Here is a 19,526-nt window from a genome sequence, read left to right as displayed (position 1 = left end):
GTCAAGCCTTCTCTCGGGTCAGGCGTCGCTGAATGAGTGCGATGATCAGCACCGCCACGAAGAAGATGAGCGAGATCGCGGATGCGTAGCCGATCTCCTGCTGCTGGGATCCCTTGCGGACGGCGTAGTAGACGATCGACGACGTCGAGTTGACGGGGCCGCCCTGCGTCATCACATTGATCTGGACGAACAGTCCGAGCGCCTGGATCGTGATCGTGACGAGCACGAAGACCATCGTCGGACGCAGTCCCGGCCACGTCACGTTGGCGAACTGCTGCCAGTGGCTGGCGCCATCCATCCGCGCGGCTTCGTACAGCTCCTCGGGGATCGTCTGAAGCCCGGAGAGCCAGATGATCATGTGGAAGCCGACGGCCTGCCAGATCGAGAGGACGATGATGGCGCCGAGGGCGGTGTTCGGGTCGTTCAGCCAGTCCATTCCCGCCCATGCCCCGAAGGTGACGGTGTTGATCATGGAGTTGATCAAGCCGTTCTCCTGGTACATGAACTTCCACAGGATCGACACCACGACGATCGAGGTGACGACGGGGATGAAGAAGATGACGCGGAAGAATGTGACCCCGCGCAGGCTGCGATTCACAAGGACCGCGAGCAGCAGCGCGAAGCCGGCCTGGACGGGGACGACGACGAGGGCGAACACGAACGTGTTCCCGACGGATTGCAGGAACACCGGATCGGTGAATGCCCGGGCGAAGTTGTCGAATCCGACGAGCCTCGGAGGATTCGGCGAGATGAGCCGGGCGTTCGTGAACGAGAGCGCGAACGCCAGGATCACCGGGATGATGAGGAAGAGCACGAGCAGGATCGCGGCTGGCGCGATCATGCCGAGTCCGGCCCAGGTCTCTCGCCCCCTGATGGAGCGGAACCGGCGGAGCGAGCGTCGCGGGGTTTCCGCGGCGACCGTGGGAGGCGTGACAGTCATGGGATCACCAGGGATTCAGGAGGAACGGTGGGAGGCGCAGAGCGCCCCCCACCCGCTCTCTACTGGAATCCGTACCCGTCGTTGGACTCGATGTTGGCATCGATGTCGCTCACGGCGGTGTCGAGCGTGCTCTGCACGTCGGCGCCGTTCATGATGTCCTTCGCCGCGGTCTGGAAGGTGCTGGAGATGACCGCGTAGGCGGGTGTCTCCGGACGCAGGACCGCATAGTTCTGCGACAGCTCCACGAACGGGCGCAGGACGCCGTTCTCGCCGAAGTACTTCGATGCGGCCGCCGCACCCTCCGTCGCCGGGATCACGATCTGGGTGTCGGCGAACTGGGTGATGTACTCGTCCTTGAAGCTGAACTCGAGGTACTCCCGGGCGCCATCGGCGTCCGCGCACCCGGATGAGATCCCCCACTGCCACGAGCCGCCGCCGATCTTCGGGCCGTTGCCGAGGTCCGGCGGGGGCAGGATGAGGAGGTCATCGCCGATGGCGTCGAGTGAGGCGAGGGCGTTCCACACGCCGGTGTAGCTGAGGGCCACCTCGTCGTCCACGAACTCCTGGTTGCCGACGGTCCCGCCGTTGGAGGCGTAGCCCTTCTCGAAGAGACCCTGGAACCACTCGCCCCACGCGACCGCCTCCGGACCGTTGAGCGCGCCGTCCGCGGTGAGCATCGTGTCCCGGTCGATCAGGTCGCCGCCGAAGCTCTGCAGCATCGGCGAGTAGGCGTACGGCCACCACTCGCCGGCGTCTTCGGCGCCGATGTCGATCGGGGTCTCGTAGCCGGCGGACTTGAGGGTGGCCAGGGCGGAATCGAACTCTTCCTGAGTCCACGGTTCGTCGATGGAGGGGATCCGGATCCCGTTCTCGTCGAGCACCGACTTGCGGGCGAAGATCGAGAGCGCGGCGTCCCAGTACCCGGCGGAGTAGATCTCGTCGTTCCACACTCCGACCGCGGTGGGGAGGAGGCTGTCGGTGATCTCGGTCGGCAGCTCGAGCGGCTGCAGGTACTCGGCCCATGCCCAGTTGGGCATGATCGGGCCGTCGAGATCCAGGAGGCACGGCAGGTCGCCGGATGCGGCGGCTGCCACGATCGCGTCGTTGTAGGCGCCCTGCGGGAACGCCTCGTTCACGACGGTGTACTCGTCCTGCGAGGCGTTGAAGTCCTCGATGATCTTCTCGTAGACCGCGAGCTCGGCGGGGTTGCCCGCGGAGTGGGTCCACATGGACAGCTCGGTCTTGCCGTCCGCCGTGGTGGTGTCCTGGCCAGCCTGTCCGCAGCCGGTCAGGGCGAGCACCCCGACGAGGCCTGCCGATACGAAGATCGGCGCAGTCCTGCGCTTCATGTGTGGTTTCCTTTTGTTGTGGCCGACGCCCGCGTCGACCCGATCGGAGACCGCCGATGGCGGCCTTTCGGTGTTGTGAAACCCGTCGCCGGTTTGGGTTAGCCGACTTTCGCCGGCGGCGGGCCAACAGAGTCTCGTCGGATGACGGGACACTCCATCAGGTGCGTGGCGTCCGAGTCCCCTTCCGCGCGGACGCCGAGCGCGACCTCCATCGCCCAGCGGCCCATTTCGTAGTGGGGCAGCGCGATGGTGGTCAAGGGGGGGTCTTGGTCCGGCGCGATCAGCTGCTGATCGTCGTAGCCGACGATCGACAGGTCACGCGGGATGTCGAGTCCGCGCCGGCGGGCGGCCCAGTAGGCGCCCACCGCCATGCGGTCGTTGAAGCAGAAGATCGCCGTCGGGCGCTGTTCCTCTGGAAGGTCCAGGAGCGGGTCCGCCGCGTTGCGGCTTCCGTGCGGCGAGGAGTCATTGCCCCGGACGTGGAGGGCCGGGTCCGCCTCGACCCCCGCCTCGGCGAGGGCCTCGAGATACCCCTCATGGCGCAGGCGCGACGCGACGACCACCCGGTCGTCGGTGTCGAGGTAGGCGATGCGTCGGTGCCCCGCGGCGAGCAGCTCGCGAACCGCGGCGGCCCCACCGGCCCGGTCGTCGGGAACGACACTGCGGGCACTCCCCCCTTCGGGGGTGCAGTCCAGGAAGACGGTGTTGTCGGGCAGGCCCGCGGGCGGCACGATGACCTGGTGCCACATGCACGCGTAGATCATGGCCTCCACCTGCTGCGCGGTCAGCGCCGCGATCGCGTCACGCTCCATGCCCTTGTCGGCGCCGGTGTCGACGAGGAAGACCAGGTAGCCGTGTTCACGGGCGACGTCCTGTGCGCCGGCGAGCATGCGGCCTGCGAACGGCGTGGTGGCGATCACGTCGGAGATGAGCCCGACCGTGCGGGTGCGCTGCATGCGCAGGCCCCGCGCCACGGAACTCGGCGTGTATCCCACGGACAGCGCTGCCTCGCGCACCCTCTGGCGCGTGCTCTCCGAGATGCGCGATTCCACGTCGTTGAGAACCAGTGACACGGTCGTCGCAGACACGCCGGCGGCGGCGGCGACATCCGAGATGCGAGCTCTGGCCACGTCGGGGTCCCTACGTCTTTGGAGTGGTAAATCGATTATCCTGACACGAGTATGGGCCGATTGGGAGCATCCGTCAAGCAAGCAATGCGAAGTGCCGGTGGTTCGGCTCCCGTCGTTCGCTCAACGACCGGGATGGGAACCGCGTTTGTTCAGTACGCGGTCCCTGAGCGAGCGAAGGGAGACGAAGGGCGCTCGGCGACCGAAACGAGCGGATGCGGCGCCCGCCGTTCGCGCTGCACATTGCGGCATGCGCGGCATCAACCTGAACCGCGCGTGCAGAGACGTGCAGCGCGAAGGATCGGGTGCTGCCTCGGGGTCGGAGAATCAGTGCCAGTGGGCCCGCCCGGCCGATCGTCCCACCACCGCCGCCTCGGTACCTTGGAACGATGACCCACGCGCATCCCGCGCCCTACGCACACGGAGCGATCGCTGCCGACGGCGGCGCATCCATCTATTGGGAAGAGTCGGGCACCCCGGACGGCGTGCCCGCACTCTGGCTGCACGGCGGCCCGGGAGGCTCCCTCGGAGATGCCTGGCATCGAAGCATGTTCGACCCGGACCGTTACCGGCTCATCGGGATCGACCAGCGGGGCAGCGGGCGAAGCCGACCGAACATCCTCGACGCGAGAGACACGCTCGCGTCGCACACCACCCAGCAGCTCATCGCGGACATCGAGGCGGTGCGCGATGCGCTCGGAGTCGAGCGCTGGGTCGTCGCCGGGATGTCATGGGGAACCACCCTCGCACTGGCGTACGCGCTGGAGCATCCGGACCGGGTGCGCGCGCTCGCCCTGACGGCCGTGACGACCACGAGCCGGGAAGAGGTGGAGTGGATCACCGAAGGGGTCGGTCGCATCTTCCCGGAAGAATGGGCGGCGTTCGAACGAGCGTCGGATCGGGTTGGCGGCGAACGGATCGTGGACGCCTACGCCCGACGGCTCGCCGGCGGGGAGTCCACCGACCGGGAGGCGGCGGCACGGGACTGGGACACCTGGGAGGGTGTGCACGTCTCCCTCGACCACCCGGAATCCCGGCATCGCGGTCACACGGACCTCGCTGAGCGAGAAGCATTCGCGACCCTCGTCACGCACTTCTGGAGCAACGACGCCTTCCTGCCCGGCGAGATGGCCGTGCTCGCCCGGATCGACGAGATCCGTCACATCCCGGCCGCACTCGTCCACGGTCGCCGCGACATCAGCGGACCCCCGATCACCGCCTGGCGGCTCCACCGGGCGTGGCCCGCGAGCACGCTGACGATCATCGAGGATGAGGGACATGGGGGGCCGCGCTCGTGCAGCGCGCTGTCGGACGCCCTCGATCGGTTCGCGGCCGAGGGAGCCCCTGGTCGGGATCCCCGCGGCCGCGAGTGAACATCAGCGCAGCTTGCGCTCCTTCACGGTCGAGACGCGAACGTAGTCGAACTCAGCGGTCAGGGACGGCGGCACCGCCGGTCCCTCGCCGTCGGGGTCCTGCAGACCGTACGCGGCCAGCGCGATCTGCGCATCCTGGCCCAGGTCATGCGTCCACGTGCCGCCCTTCACCCACGTCTGCCCATCGCTGCTGGTGTACGCCGTGTAACCGTGCGTGTCTCCGCCCGCCTCACGTTGCTCTGGTCCGGAGAGGCGCTGCACGACGATCCGCAGGTAAGTCCACTCGTCGCCGGGGGGGCCCACGACGGTGTTGCCGTACAGCGCCCAGCCCTCCGGTGCCGACGAGATCTCCTTCGCGAACTCCGTCTGACGGGTGTTCCAGATCGATGTCTCGGTGAGCTTGATGTAGTCGTCGTCGCTGCCGTACGCCAGGATCCCGGCCTGGGCGTAGTTGAAGCAGCATCCGCTCGGCACGTCCACCCGCAGCTTCGTCTCAATCACGTAGTCGCCGCTGGGGGCGTCCCGAAGGAGGACGGCAGCGTTGTTCGATCCGACATACAGATCGGCACCCACCTGCACCGGGATGCGCAGCACGCCATCGGCGACCGTCGCCGTCGGCGCGATGTCCTCGCGCTGCCACGCCCACGCTCCGCTGAGCGCGGTGCCGTCGAACTCATCGGAGTACTCGGCCAGCAGGCGCTTCGGGTCCTGCACCACGTCGGGGCGGTACTTGTGGCGGGAGATCTGCCCCGGCTGTCCTGCCGGCGCGAACTCCTTGTCGACGGAAGCGCCGCTGCCGCCGTTCACCGTCGGCCATCCGTCGACCCAGTCGACCGCGTCGAGCAATGCGGGGCGCTTGGTGAACCCGGGGTCGAAGGCGTAGAACGGATCCTGCTGGTCGACGGCGTGGTAGATCGTCCACCAGTCGCCGTTGGCGTCCTGGAACACGGTGTTGTGCCCGGTACCGACCCAGCGGTTGCCGTTCATCGTGAGGAACGGGGTTCCGCCCGTGCGCTCGGCGAGCAGCGACACGCCCTCGCGATCGACGTACGGTCCCAGCGGATCGGTCGACCGGCCGACGAAGACGCTGTAGCCGGTGAGCGCACCGTTGCAGCAGTTCGTGGCGGAGACGAACAGGTAGTAGTAGCCGTCCTTCTCAACGACGTTGGCGCCCTCGTACTTGTTGTCGATCGTGACCATCGTGGCGCCGGCGGTATCGGCGGTGGCGCCGTTCGCGGTCAGCTGGAGTGTGGTGCCGAAGATCCCGCCGTTGTAGCTGCCGTAGTAGAGGATGCCCGAGTCGGTGATGGAATCGCCCAGCACGTCGGGATCGTAGGTCCACAGGAAGTCGCAGCCCCCGCCCCTCGCCCGCGGGGCGACCACCGGGGTCTCCGAGTATGTCCACGGGCCGGTCGGGCCGGCACTGGTTGCGACGCCGATGGCGCTGTCGTTGTCGCAGTCCCGTCCGCTCACCGCGGTCGTCGTGTTCGTCACGACGACGAACATGTAGTACTTGTCGAACGTGCTCGAGTAGACGACGTCCGGCGCCCAGATCGCCGAAGTCGGATCCGCCCAGCTCGGCAGCCCGGAGAACGCATCGCCCACGTATGTCCAGTCGACGAGATTCTCCGACGTCATGGTGGGAACCCTATGGAAGACGGGGTTGCCGGCGGCATCGACGTCTTCGTCGTTGAGCGGGTCGGTCGTGCAGTAGAGGTACCACGTGGTGTCCCCGGGGCGCTGACCCTGCAGCACGTTCGGATCCGCGCAGCTCTCCACCACCCCGTCTCCGGGCACCACGGGCTGCAGCGGGTTGCTGTACGTGCCGGGATTCTTGCCGCCTCGGTCGGCGCTCGCCGATGCCGAACCGACGCTTGTGCCCGCGTCTGCTGTCGCAATGCCGGCAGGAGCGGCAATCACGAGGGCCGACGCAATGGCCATCAAGGCGGTCAGACGGGTGCCACGGAACTTCTTCATCGACAGGCTCCTCCACGGTGGACGGCCGTCGCACCAGACCCTCTCTCGATGGAGGACGTCGACGGCCTCGCCAACATGCTAAACCCGGGATCCACGTTTCCGACCGGTAAATTCGGATGCCGGAATTCGTCCAGGGGTTGCGCCGCACGGTCCCGACCGGTGAAGTAGTCCAATGGTTCAAGACATCGCCGCGACCCCGCCGAGCGCCGAACTCGGGCTCAAGCGTGCTGTCGGCACACCCCTGCTCTTCGCCTTCATCGTCGGCGACACGCTCGGAGCCGGCATATACACACTCGTGGGTTCCATGGCCACCGACGTCGGAGGCGTGATCTGGCTGCCGTTGCTCATCGCGCTGGTCGTGGCCCTGCTGACGGCGGGCACCTACGCGGAGCTCATCACGAAGTATCCGCACGCCGGCGGTGCCGCACGGTACGTCGACCGGGCCTTCGGCATCCCGTATCTGTCCTTCCTCGTCGGCTTCCTCATGATGGCTTCCGGCATCACGACCGCCGCAGCCCTCGCGAACGCGTTCGCCGGCGACTACCTGGCCGCGCTCATCGACGTGCCCTCCGCTCCTGCAGCGGTCGTCTTCATCATCCTGCTCACGTTGATCAACCTCCGCGGTGTCCGCGAGTCGCTGACGGCGAACCTCATCGCCTCCATCATCGAGGTGAGCGGGCTCGTGATCGTCATCGTCGTGGCCGGGATCGTGTTCGGCAGCGGCAACGGCGACCCCAGCCGCCTGATCGAGTTCGCACCGGATGTGGCGCCGCTGCAGGGCGCGTTCGCGGCATCCATCGTCGCCTTCTTCTCCTTCCTCGGGTTCGAGGCCGCCGCCAACATGGCAGAGGAGGTGCGCAACCCGTCGAAGGCGTACCCCCGGGCGCTCTTCGGGGCTATCGCCACAGCCGCGGTCGTCTACCTGCTGATCGCCATCGGTGCGGTCATCGTGCTGCCCCCGGCCGAACTCGCGGAGTCGACCGGACCGCTGCTGGATGTCGTGGCGGGCAGCGGCGTGCCGATCCCGGAGTGGCTGTTCGGCCTGATCGCGCTGGTCGCCATCGCGAACGGCGCCCTGCTGTTCATGGTGATGGCGAGCCGCGTCGGCTACGGCCTGGCGGAGGCCGATCTCCTTCCACACGCCTTCGCCCGCGTGCTGCCGAACCGCCGCACGCCGTGGGTCTCGATCGTCGTCGTGGCGGCGGCCACGATCGGCCTGACCCTCATCGGAGACGTCTCGACGCTCGCCGAGACCACGGTGCTGCTGCTGATCCTGGTGTTCCTCTCCGCCAACGTCAGCCTGCTGGTCCTGAAGAAGGACAAGGTCGACCACGCCCACTTCTCCGTGCCCCGGATCGTGCCCGTGCTCGCGATCATCGCCAGCCTCGTGCTGCTCGCGCAGCAGTCCGGCATCGTCTGGCTCGGATCAGTCGGGTACGTCGTTGTCGGTTCGGTGCTCTACCTGATCGCCCGCGCCGGTCGCAAACGCGAGCAGCGGGCCGCGCGTCAGTAGCCGCTCGGCAGGAGCTGCAGGAACGGGCCACTCGACAGCCCGGAAAGCCGCGGGCCGTCGACCGACTTCGGTGGTCGCCGATCGTGGGTGCACAGCGGGTGCGCCCGCACTTGGCGACCACTGACGGATGCCGCGACGGGCCAATCGGGTCTTCGCTAGTCGCGCCGCGCGCGAGATCGATTGCGCGGTGTGTGCGCACGTTTCCCGATGTGTACGAACGTTGCGCACGGTGACGTTCGCGATGTGCGGGGTACCGCGCGACTGGCGTGCTGGGTAACGTCACCCCGCCGTGTGATGACCGGCAGCGCGGCGCCGGCACCCGAGAAGAGACGTACGGGGGCCACCGCTCGCGCTGGAGTGCACGCCGCCCCTCGCGCGATGCCTCGCTAGATGAAGTCCAGCTCGAGATTCGCCGCCTCGGTGAACGCGCGAGTCGTCTCCTCCACCCGCACCGGCTGCGCGGCTCCGCCGGCCACGACCAGGGCGTCCCCGTGGTTGCCTGTTGCGATCCCGGTATCGGCCACGAGGTGAAGGACTACGAGGGGAGGCACGGGATCGTCGATCGCCGCCAGTGTGAACTCGTTGCTGGTGAGCACGGTGTGCTGCGCGAGCGATTGGCTCTCCGCACCATCCACGACGTTGTTCGTCGCCAGCAAGGTCTCGTAGGCGGTGAGGAGCTGCTCCGGTCCCTCACCCAGCGCGAACCGGCGGAGGGCCTCCAGCATGCCGGCGGAAAGCAGCAGCCGACCGAATCGGTTGTCCCGCAGATGGACCGTGCCGGCCAACCCGCCGAGGGCCCCGCCCTCCTTCAGGCTGCCCTCCAGGCGCTCACGCTCGTCGACGTTGAGCGCCTCCCCTCCCGCGAGCCCGTAGAGGCTGATGCCGCCCGAGATCTCGTTGTCCTCGACGATGATCTCGGCGAAGGTGGTGGACGCGGGGTCGGCCATGTCCTCCTGCTGCTCGTCGCCGGATCCGATCTCAAGGGCGACGAAGTCCGATCCTGCGGCCAACGCGGCGACCAGTGTGAAGATGTCCTGCGCGAGTCCCGAGGACGGCCGTTCGGCCGACAGTCTGCCGGCGAGACGATCGAGTCCCGCCAGGAACCCACTCGAAAGCCGGCGATCCCTGGCCCGGGCCTTCCTCACCATGATGGCCGCGCCGCGCCGCCGTTCGTCGACGCCCATCGCCGCGAGCTCTGTCGTGGCGGAGCGGACGATCAGGTCGAAGTCCGGCTCGTCGATGCGGTCCCACGCCGCCTCCAGCGCGGGGAGGTCGGCGAACAGCTCGCGCAAGTCTCGCCCCGAGCCCCTCCCGCGCGTCCGTATCACCGAAGAACCCACGTAGACCGCCGATGCGTCGTGGATGCGGATGAGCCCCACCCCCCGCGCGCTGCCGTTCGCATGGACGTTGTCGATGCGAACCTCGGCCACTCCGCGCGTGTGGCAGACGGCCTCCCGGCTCAGCAGAAGATTGAGGTCGACCAGCCGCACCGACCGCCAACCGTCGATGAGCATCCCCCCTTCGACGCGCACCCGGGACAGTCGGCCGCACCCCTTGATCGAGAGATGGAACGGCGGCCCCTCCAGGTCTGGCACGGGGAGTTCGAGCTGGCCGACAGGGTGATCGCCCACCATCAGGCACAGGCACAGGTCGCGCTCGCCCTGATCCAGGAGGGAGCTGATCGCCTCCTCGATCGTCTCGAAGTCACCGCCTGGACCGACGCATACGCAGCAGCTGCGGTGCTCTCCGCCGCCGCTGCCACCGCCGGCGTCGATCGTGGCATGGAATCGCACAACCTGGTGCGGAATCGGGTTTCCGCCCGCGTCCAGCAACTGGGCGACGCAGGATTGCGCCGGGATGCCGGGATTCAGGCGCCACGCGCAGGTGAGGAGTCCGTTCGCATCGGTGACGGCGGCGGCCGGGATCAGCTGACCCTGTCCGGTGAAGAGCACACGTGCCCCAGGCACCGGGAATCCGCCGTTGGCGACGCGGACGGTGAGGGGCGCCGGCAGTTGCGGGAAGCCTGGCGCCTGCGGGCGCGCCTCCTGTCCGTCTCCGCCCACGTGGAGGAGCGTCGTCAGTCCCGTCAACGGCGGAAAGAGGTCGCGGCAGTCCAGATCGACCTCGACGTGCGGCGCGCCCCCGACAACGGTGACGTCCACCACGGCGAGTTTGCAGAAGTGGTGGCGCACTCCGAACGGGGGAAGTTCGGCGGCCGCAGTGCCGGCCCGCGGCCACTCGATGTTCCCGGTCTCCTCGTCGACGGTCGCGGCCCTGGCAGGAAAGTCCCAGTAGTCACCGCTGATGTATGCACCTGCAGTGAACCGCACCTGGATCCCGTTCTCGACGTGGATCCAACCCGTGCCATCGGCCTGGAACGCGATCGCCCGGGCGCCGTCCCAGCGGCGCAGCTTCGGGTGTCGCTCGGGCAGCACACCACTCGCGGTCACGGCGAGGGGATCCGCCGCAGTGCGCAGGGTGACGACCAGGCGGTCGGTATCGATCGCCTCGATCTGCCGCAGCTGGCGGGGGTGATGCTCGAGTTCGATCAGATCATCGCTGAGCTCCACCCACTGGCCGGGAGCGAACCCGAGGACCTCATCCGAACCGAGACCGGCGACCGTCACCTCCAGCCCGTCGATCTGTTCGATCGCGGTGACGACCGAGCCGTTCTCCCGTGAGATGACGACGCTGGCGTTGGACGCGCGCAGTACCGCGGTGTCGGTGGGACCGAACTCGGGCAGCCGTGAGGTCAGCGTCACGACAGTACCGCTGACGTCCGCCACCTGGGCGAACGTTGCATCCATCGGGTCGGTTCCGATGCCGGTGCGGACGACCTCCACGACATCTCCCGGACTGAGGCCGCCCGCATCCGCCGCCGACAGCTCGACCTGATTCGTGGTGCCCGCGGGAAAGTCGACGACGGCCAACGGAACGGCCGTGGCGACGTCGAGGGCCGCCCCCGGCGTGAGAACCTCCACTCGATAGAACTGGTTCTCGAGACCCGTGTATCCGGCCAGCGGCGGCACGAGGCAGGGCGTCGTCGTCGACGCCTCGGGCTCGGCCCGCGCCGCCATGGCGCCCGTGGTCGTCCGAGCAGCGGGCAGCGGGTCGGCGCACGTCCAGTTCGCGGGCACCGCGCGATGTCGCGCCTGCCAGACGGTGCGCTCGCGACCGGACGTCGTCGGTCCACCCAGAGCCACCTCACGGATCGAGGGGTCATCCAGCGCGGTGATGAACCGCCGCCACACGTCCAGCACGATCGCGTATCTTCCGGGCGGCGGCGGCCAGACGATGTCGTCCTCGAAGCGATCCGGCTGCTCGGTGTAGTCGACGGTCTCCTCGTTCACGACCAGCTTGCCCGCCGCGTAGTACCGGCCGGCGGAAAGCGCCAGGCGCACCCCGTCCGGAGAGCTCACGGCGAAACCCGCCTCGCCGATCGGCCCGCCGCACCCTCCGATGATGTCGGCGGCGGCGCGCTCGTGCGCGTTGCTCAGGATGCGGTGCTCCTCCTCGAGGTCTGCATCCGTGAGGACACGCCCCTGCTCCTGGAGAACCGCACTGTAGTGCTTGCGCGGGTCGAAGGTGCGGCGGCTGAAATCGCCCTTCATGGTGGCTCCTGTCTCTGCGTGAATGAGGAAGAACTGTCAGGTCGTGAAGAAAAGGCCGGCCTCGAGGCCGAAGCGGAGGTAGTCCACGAGCCGGGCCTCGAGATACGCCTCCCGGGGCGACTGCTGGAGATGATGCAGGGCGCCCATCTCCGACTCGTCGTCGGCGCCACGCCACACTGCGGCCGGCGTGCGACGATCGAGCTGGACGTAGCCGGCAAGGCCGTAGCGACTCGATGTCAGGACGGGACGGAGTTCGGCGGCATCCGCATCGATCGACGGAACGCACCTGTAGCGTCGCGGAGTGCGGGATCGCGCCGGGAGGTACGAGAACCTCACGCATCCCTGCTGGCGGCGGTCCACGAGCACCGGCCCAGGCCAGCGTGCCTCGTCGCCGGCCGGGACGACGGCGAGGAAGATGCTGTTGGATGCCCGCGCGAGGACCCGCGCATGCACACGGCCAAGCACCGTGCACTCATCGAATGAGACGGTTCCACCCGGGCCGGACGCGTCTGGCGACGATGCCAGAGCGATCCCCGCTTGCCCCGCGTCGACCACCGTCTCCACGCACGTGATATCGGAATCCACGTGACCGCGGATTCCTCCGACGATGCAGCGGAGGAGGGACACCGACACTCCGGCCGACTCCACATCCAGACTCGGTGCTCCCGGCGCGGTCGGCAGCCCGGCGGCGTCGAGGGCGAGGCCCGGCACCAGCGTGCAGTGCCTGAGGTCCAGTCGCCCGGCGCCGGTTACGTGCAGTGCCCCCCCGGCGATCACGAGTCCGTTGATCGAGACCTCGGCATCGTCGGCGAGCGTGACCGGGAGGTCGCCCGGGAGCACCACGACGGGGCGTCGCCGATCCGCCGCTCGCACTTCGAGCGCGGCGGCCACTGCGGAGATCGCCAACATCTCCTCATACCGGCAGCTGTCGCGGATCTCGACGGTGCCGCCTGCCGGACCGAGCGCCGCGAGCGCGGCGGCGATGGTGACGTGGTCCGCTGTTCCATCCTGAGCGACGGTCGCGACAGCGCCATCCACCCGGCCGAACGTGTGCACGCGGTCGTACTCGCCGCCGCCGAGGTCGGCGCTGAATCCGTAGTGATACGACACCCGAGGCGGGTCCGTCTGAGCGTCGCCGAAGGCGACGCGGCCGAGCACCGGGTCGACGCGGATCATGCCGGCGGGTACGGGCGTGTGCGCCCATGCGCCTCCGCCGCCCGGAACGTCGCTCAGGTCGCAGACGCTCGCCGAATCCACCTCGGCGCCTTGGATGTCGAGCGAAAGTCCCGGTCCGTAGTAGGAGGCGAAGTCGTCGGCCATCAGCCGGCGGGCCAGGGGCAGCGGGACGTTGATGGGTTCGGCGGCGTGGGTGATCTCCACCTCGGTCACCGGAAGTGAGAAGAGCTGCAGCGGTGTGCCGAGAGGGTCGATGACGAACCGTTCCTCATCACCGGGAAGGACGGGCGTCGCGGGGCACTCGGTCACCGGGTACGGGCGCAGTCGCCACAGATGGATGCCGACGTTCGGGATGTTGTAGCGGCCCCTGCGCGAGGGGATCCTCCGGACTTCGGCCAGGTGGACCAGGTCGGCGGTGGCGCCGCGCTCGAACGGCGTGCCCACGAACTGCAGCCTGCTCGGGCCGCGCACGCTCACGGTCGCCTGGTTGCGCGGCCGGATGTGGTTCATGTGCTGGCTTGCGGCGAGCAGCTCGAAATACTCGACCGCCCGTGCCGGCCAGCCGGTGGTGTCGCGTGCGACCTGTTCCAGTACGGCGGCGGTGCCTTTGCGCCGCCGGTAGGCGATGGTGTTCGCGACCTCGGCGCGGGAAGTGAGGCCGGCGATCGATGCGCCGGGAAGCCCTCGCAGCCCGATCAGCTCTGCGATGTACGGGAGTGCCCAGGGTGCGGCGGTCTCGACGAACAGGTCGTCGTACAGCTGGTCCACGCCGTCGGCGACGACGGCCAGTTCGTCGGCGAGCACTTCGAGCAACTCACGCAGGGCGCCGCCGCCGGCGACATCGCGCTCGCGATAGAGAGCGGGGAGCAGTGCGTAGAGGTGGTCCACCGAGACGCTCACCAGCCGACCTCCAGTGCGATGTTCTCGGGCACGAGGGTGAGGATCTCCGCGCCGGGAACACCCGGCGGACCTCCGGCCCGGGGGGCCGCAGCGACAAGGAAGGTGGACACTCCCACCGGCTCATCGTCTCGGTGCAGGCGATCGACCCTCACCGCGTCGACGCCGGCGACCTGGTGGATCGCGTGAACCAGCTCGCTGAGCGAGACGCCCTCGCCGAAGGTGCGGGCGGCGAACGAGTAGCGCTCGAGCAGCCGAGCGGAGACTGCGGCGCGGACCCGGTCGGGCTCGTAGTCGGCAGCGACCCTGAGCAAGCCCAGGAGCGAGAAGGTCGCAGGCTGGAAGTCCGACAGGTCGAGTCGCACGCGGGCGTCGCCCACGGCGCGCAGACCGGTGCGCAGATTGTCGAGCAGCGATGAGCCCGGGCTCGTCGGTCGTCCGTCGGCCGCGGCCACCGTGACGAACACTCCGCGGCTGGATCCATCCCACGTCCATGTCGAGGAGGCCTTGGCGATCCCGGCGAATTCCGCGGAGAAGTCGGCATAATCCTGCAGTGAGACGACGCGCCCGAGGGTGAGCACCGACCGCGGCGCGTTGGTGCGCGCATCCTCGCTCTGCTGGCCGTCCTGTGCACCGCCCGCCGGAAGCGGGTTCGTGACCGACTTGAGACCCAGCGGCCTGGTCAGCGCCTGACTGATCTGGTCGGCGCGGGCCGCGCCGGCCAAGCCCAAGCCCGCACGGTAACCGGCGACGACGTTGTCGATCCCGGTGGGGAGCCGGGCGCCCGTCACACCATCCCCGAACGTGACCGTCGTCGTGCCGATGTCGTCCTGCGCCGATACGAAAATGCGGTCCGCCGGCTTCGCCGAGAACATCGTCGGCACTTCATGCCACAGCACTCCGTTGACGCGCACCTCGAGCGTGGACTCACCGCCGGTCGCGGTCGCGGCCTGCACGTACGTGACCGGCTTCTTGCGCAGGACGAAGCGCTGAAAGGCCCTCGTACCGTCTCCGGACCCCAGCACCTCGGCCGACACCGTCTCGCCATGGGTGGCGGCCGCCACGTTTCCGAAGATCTCGACGGGGGCGTCCCCCTGAGTGTCGTAGACGGTCGACAGCGGTGCCTCGAGAGCGATGGCATCGATCGGATCGGACTCCTCCGGCTCTGGGGCCGCCAGTGCCACGGCCGTCTCGCCGACGATCTCGTCACCGGGCTCCGCGGGGATGTGGACGACGGCGTCCGCCTCGCCCAGGATGGTCACATCGTCGCCGTCGTCGGGTCGAAGGACCCATCGCACCAGTCCGCCGAGATCTGCGGAGGCGTCGATCGACACCACGATGGGTGTGGAACCGGCGCCCGGCCAGATGCCGTCGACGATGGCCCCTGTACCCTGCGCCGCGCGCGCGCGAGCACCCCGGATGAGGATGCGCCTGGGGACCGTGACAGCGGGCAGTTCGTGCGCCAGCGCGATGAGGTCACCCGCCACCGGTGCCGTGATGCGGACCTCGGCGAGCGGCAGCGCCTCGCTGCGGAACGAGACCATCGTTGTTCGGGTCTGCGGCCCGCCGAACCCGGCGAGATCGGTGTCGGTGCGATCCAGGTGGAGCGTGCTCACGCGTGCGCTGACGGCATAGTCGGATGCGGCGGTCTCACCGACACCGTCGACCTCCGCGAGCAGGGAGGTGGCACCCGTTGTCAGGACGGCCCAGCTGCCGGGTTCGACACCTTCGTAGAGCCCGTCCAGGTGCAGTTCCTGACCGGTGATCTCGGCGAAATTCCACTCGTGTGAGGTGGGGTCGACCTCCCCGGGGCCGGGGCCCTCCAGTTGGCCCAGGACAGTCGCCTCGAACAGCAGCGGGTTCGGGGCGTTGTAGCCGAAGAGAGCGGCTTTGGCGCGCAGCGCGTATACGCCCACCCCCGATCCGTCGAGATCGATACCGGTCAGAGCGGGTGCGAAACGCACGCTGGTCGTCTGGCTCGCGGCATCCGGGACGATCCCGACGACGCGCACGGTGTTCCAGCGGCTGCTCGTCGCGGTCCAGTCGTCAGCGACGAAGAGCAGGCGGTCGCCACGGCGCACGCCGGTCGCGGCACCGGCGAGAAGCACTTCCTCGTCGCCGGTCCGGGGAATCCTCGGTTCGAGGATCCGCGGCTGCGGCCTGTTCCACGAACCGATCGCGGTGATGGTCTCGGTCGTCTCGAATGTCTGCGGGATCTCACCCGGGCCCGCAAGCGTCTGGACGCGCGATGCGGTGGGAATCGTCGACCTGAGGGGGGCACCGGGAGCCGTTTCGAGCGCGAACGCGAGCCAGGCCTCTGCGGCGACCCCGGGCGCGAGCCGGTACCCGATGAGCGACACCATCTCCGCGACGGACCGTCGCTCGGTCGCGGTTCCCAGGTAGTGCTCGTTGGCGATGCGCTCCGTGTAGAAGGTGAGGACGTCGGCCGCGACCGACCACGCGTCGATCAGCGCAAGAGAGAAGTCATCCGCCTCTCGCGTCTTGAGCGCGGCCAGCGCCGGCCGCCCCTCCCGCGTGAGACCCGCCAGCATGCTGGCCCGGAAGCGGGAGTAGGTTCCCGGGCGGTAGGCGATCGCGGCGAGTCCCGGCCGGTTGGCGATCTCGGTCGGTGTGCTGTCGGCGAGACCCTGGCACGCGGCACAGCCGCCGCAGTCCGCGTGGGTCTCGTTCATCGTCCGCCCTCCATCTCGAGTTCGATCGTTCCGTTCTCCACGAGGCTGGGATCGTTGTCCAGGCGGGCGATCTCGAGCCGACCGATCGCGATCTCCGCCACGCGCAGCGCGTCCGACCGCAGGTCGCCGCGTCGGCGGAACGTGATCGGCTCGACGAAATGGACGCCCTCCACCTCGTGCGCGGCCGCGAGGAGGGAGCTGAGCGTGACCGGCTGCCCGAAGGTGAAGCGGTCGGGATGGAAGAACGCCGGCCGGCCGTCCTCCAGCAGTCCACGGCCCAGCCTCGCGAGCACGGCCTGCGCGACGTCAGACCGGTAGTAGTCGGGCAGGGCGCACACGCGCAGCACGACGTTCAGCGCGACGGACCGGGGGCCGTCGATCTCGAGGTCGTGGCCGGCCATCCGGAACCGCTCCAGGAACGCTCGCAGGTCGGCTTCGAACGCCGCATCGACGGCGTTGCCGCCCGTGCGGTCGACAGTGAGGAAGATCGTGTGCCAGCTGCCGGTGAATCGCTGTGTGGCAACCGCACGCTGCACTTGTGGGTGACGAGCCGCCATCGTCGCGTAGTCATCCGGGGTGACCGCGCGCTCCTGGACGAAGAACGCGGCTGGGGCATCCTGACGGGTGCGGTCGATGCTCTCCGCCGCGGTGCCGCCGCGAGCCGGAACGGGGTTGGTCAGCGATTCGATCCGGGGGTCCGCAGACACCACATGAGCCAGGGAGTCCGGCCCGACGTTGCCATGGGGCCCCGTGCCGCGGCGGTAGGTCACGTCGAATACGGTGCCCGCGCCGGGACGCATCCCGTACTCACCGTCGCCGAACCGCAGCCGCGCCCGCCCGTCCGCCTCGACCTCGGTCACGAACTCGGCCTGGAACGGCCCGCTGGCGAGCAGATCGCGCACCGGCTGCCATCGACGGCCGTCGCCATCATCGAGGCGGACCTCGGGAAGGACGTGCCGGGCCTGCCACGTCATGGCGGCGGTCGCGGATGCCTCCGGGTCGAACGACGCCCAGGCCCGCGGGTCCTCGCCGACCAGCGACCGGCCGATCGTGCCGGCCATCGTGAGGTCGGCATCGGGGACGGCGAGAGCGAACCGCGCCGGTCGCGGGCGGGGCTCCGGCACCTCGCAGCAGCGCGTGACGGCGGGGTACGCCAGGCGCGGGTCGGGGTCGGGTACGGTCGCGGCAGCGGCGGCGAGCACGGTGAGGCCGTGATCGGCAAGCGCGATGTTGCCCAGGCCTGCACTCACGTCGACGATCAGCCGGTCCTCGGCTCGGGCCGACAGGCAGAGCGGGAAAGGCAGGGCATCCTCCTCGTGCCACGTGATCTCGGTGACGGGCACCGCGGCCGCCTGCACGGGATCGGTGAACTGCCCGCCGAGCGGGTCCTCCGTCGGGTCCACGGTCCTGAGCCGGACGGCATGCCGGTGATCGGGATCCGCATCCGCTGGACTGCCCGACCGCGGACCGAGACGTTCCACGAAGACCAGCACATCGTCGGGCCCGATGGGAGGGTGACCGACGAGCGTTGCGGCGGTCGCCCCCACAGGCAGCGAGCAGGAGTCCTCCCCCCAGGTGTAGAAGAAGACGTCGTTCCGCCCGGAGTCGAGCTCGAGATCGTGCATCGTCTCGAAGACGGTCGGCCCGGACGCCATCGCCTGGCGAAGTTCCGGCGACCCGGGCGCCACGTGAGTGCCCAGTGCCGGGATGCTGGTCAGCAGCTGCGTTCCGGCCGGGACGAGAACCCCCGACTGACCGAATGCGGCCCGGATCTGCACCCACGTGCGGGCGTTGCTCCCGTCGTGGGTGCGGTAGTCGACGAGACGCGCATGCCGGCGGGCCGACGTCCTACGACGCGCGGTGAGCAGGGTCGATTCCATTCCGGTGGCATCGAGTTCGTAGCTCACGTGATCGGCGGAGTAGGCCAGCGCCTCGACAAGCGCCACCCCGAGATCGGCCGGGTTGCGCTCCCTCCACTCCGGGGCGAGCACCGACATCCTGTCGAGCATCAGACGGCGGAACCCGGAGTAGTCCCTTGCGAGATAGTCGATCTCGGGAGCGTCCGGCGCGGCGGGCGGGCAGAACGGCTCCTGGACGCAGTCGAAGTCCGCGGGGCACTCGATCTTGAAGGAGAAATCGACCTGGGACAGGCGCGGGTCCATTCCGGGAATGACGCCGCCGGAATCCGTCACCAGCGTCAGCGAATAGATCGAGAAGTCGCCGGGCCGGTCGACCCGCACCGTCAGCATCGCGCCGGTCCAGCCGACGGCGAGCGCCCGGATGCCGACCACCCGCACACCGCCGTCGACGGAGACGTTCCGCGGGCCGATCGCGAGCAGTTCCGCCGACGGCGGGTTGATCAGGTGCACCTCGAGGATGCGCTGCCGGTCGGCATCCGGAACGTCGGGTCCATCGACCACCTCGAGATAGTCGATGCCGTTCGACAGTCCGCTCCCCCGGACCGCTTCGCTCCGGTTCCTCGTGCAGCACGCGCAGATCGTCATGCGCTCACCGGCCCGGCGATGGTCTCGACGCGACGCTCCTGAGTCAGACGCACCACATATTGCACCGTCACCTGGAGTGTGGCGTCCTGTGCTCGAACCACAACACCCTCCAGTTGGATGACCTCGCCGAGCCACTGGTTGAGCGAGCCCTCGACGCGGGACCGGGTGGCCGCGGCGAGCGCCTCGCTGTTCGGCTCGAACACGAGGCCCAGCAGGCCGGAACCGAAGTCAGGACGGTTGACCCGCTCGCCGGGGGCGGTGAAAAGCACCTGCTCGACGAGGTCTCGCACGTGATCCGTGTGGCCGGTCGCGGCGGTTCGCCCGTCGGACCCGAATGAGAACGGGTGATCCAGAAAAGTCATGGCA

At 68.9% G+C, this 19,526-nt stretch carries 11 protein-coding genes; 2 read left to right on the top strand and 9 right to left on the bottom strand.

Annotated features, from left to right (window positions below):
- Nucleotide 1 precedes the first annotated feature (1 nt).
- From ACLQ2Q_RS18225 to ACLQ2Q_RS18215, 3 genes are all read right to left on the bottom strand, one after another.
- Nucleotides 2-940, bottom strand: coding sequence for a carbohydrate ABC transporter permease (locus ACLQ2Q_RS18225; RefSeq protein ID WP_425822509.1), 939 nt, complete (start codon nt 938-940; stop codon nt 2-4).
- A gap of 59 nt (nt 941-999) precedes the next feature.
- On the bottom strand, nt 1,000-2,289 hold the full coding sequence (locus ACLQ2Q_RS18220) for a sugar ABC transporter substrate-binding protein (RefSeq protein WP_425822507.1): 1,290 nt from the start codon (nt 2,287-2,289) through the stop codon (nt 1,000-1,002).
- 98 nt (nt 2,290-2,387) lie between these two features.
- Nucleotides 2,388-3,419 carry a LacI family DNA-binding transcriptional regulator gene (locus tag ACLQ2Q_RS18215; protein WP_425822505.1) on the bottom strand — a complete coding sequence of 344 codons (1,032 nt, stop codon included), beginning with the start codon at nt 3,417-3,419 and terminating at the stop codon, nt 2,388-2,390.
- Nucleotides 3,420-3,805: 386 nt separating this feature from the next.
- Here ACLQ2Q_RS18215 and pip point away from each other — a divergent pair, with 386 nt between their 5' ends.
- Complete coding sequence (gene pip, locus ACLQ2Q_RS18210; protein ID WP_425822503.1) at nt 3,806-4,789, top strand: prolyl aminopeptidase; 984 nt, start codon at nt 3,806-3,808, stop codon at nt 4,787-4,789.
- Nucleotides 4,790-4,792: 3 nt separating this feature from the next.
- Here pip and ACLQ2Q_RS18205 read toward each other — a convergent pair whose 3' ends face one another.
- Nucleotides 4,793-6,766: a family 43 glycosylhydrolase gene (locus tag ACLQ2Q_RS18205; RefSeq protein WP_425822501.1), complete on the bottom strand. Its 1,974-nt coding sequence runs from the start codon at nt 6,764-6,766 to the stop codon at nt 4,793-4,795.
- A 172-nt stretch (nt 6,767-6,938) separates the two neighbouring features.
- Here ACLQ2Q_RS18205 and ACLQ2Q_RS18200 point away from each other — a divergent pair, with 172 nt between their 5' ends.
- On the top strand, nt 6,939-8,279 hold the full coding sequence (locus ACLQ2Q_RS18200; RefSeq protein ID WP_425822499.1) for an APC family permease: 1,341 nt from the start codon (nt 6,939-6,941) through the stop codon (nt 8,277-8,279).
- Between the two features lie 386 nt (nt 8,280-8,665).
- Here ACLQ2Q_RS18200 and ACLQ2Q_RS18195 read toward each other — a convergent pair whose 3' ends face one another.
- Genes ACLQ2Q_RS18195 through ACLQ2Q_RS18175 form a run of 5 tightly spaced genes read right to left on the bottom strand, consistent with a single transcriptional unit; the run spans nt 8,666 to nt 19,522 of the window.
- A complete protein-coding gene (locus ACLQ2Q_RS18195) occupies nt 8,666-11,890 on the bottom strand; it encodes a DUF6519 domain-containing protein (protein WP_425822497.1) in 3,225 nt (1,074 codons plus the stop codon).
- Nucleotides 11,891-11,926: 36 nt separating this feature from the next.
- A complete protein-coding gene (locus tag ACLQ2Q_RS18190) occupies nt 11,927-13,966 on the bottom strand; it encodes a hypothetical protein (protein ID WP_425822495.1) in 2,040 nt (679 codons plus the stop codon).
- Nucleotides 13,963-16,656: a putative baseplate assembly protein gene (locus ACLQ2Q_RS18185; RefSeq protein ID WP_425822493.1), complete on the bottom strand. Its 2,694-nt coding sequence runs from the start codon at nt 16,654-16,656 to the stop codon at nt 13,963-13,965. The genes ACLQ2Q_RS18190 and ACLQ2Q_RS18185 overlap by 4 nt, the downstream gene beginning before the upstream one ends.
- Nucleotides 16,653-19,160: a putative baseplate assembly protein gene (locus tag ACLQ2Q_RS18180; RefSeq protein ID WP_425822491.1), complete on the bottom strand. Its 2,508-nt coding sequence runs from the start codon at nt 19,158-19,160 to the stop codon at nt 16,653-16,655. The genes ACLQ2Q_RS18185 and ACLQ2Q_RS18180 overlap by 4 nt, the downstream gene beginning before the upstream one ends.
- A complete protein-coding gene (locus tag ACLQ2Q_RS18175; RefSeq protein WP_425822489.1) occupies nt 19,157-19,522 on the bottom strand; it encodes a GPW/gp25 family protein in 366 nt (121 codons plus the stop codon). The genes ACLQ2Q_RS18180 and ACLQ2Q_RS18175 overlap by 4 nt, the downstream gene beginning before the upstream one ends.
- Nucleotides 19,523-19,526: the final 4 nt, after the last annotated feature.

Origin of the sequence: Microbacterium sp. DT81.1 (assembly GCF_049844955.1) — a bacterium.
In the GTDB taxonomy this organism is placed as follows: domain Bacteria; phylum Actinomycetota; class Actinomycetes; order Actinomycetales; family Microbacteriaceae; genus Microbacterium.
This window is presented reverse-complemented; position numbering and strand designations above follow the sequence as displayed.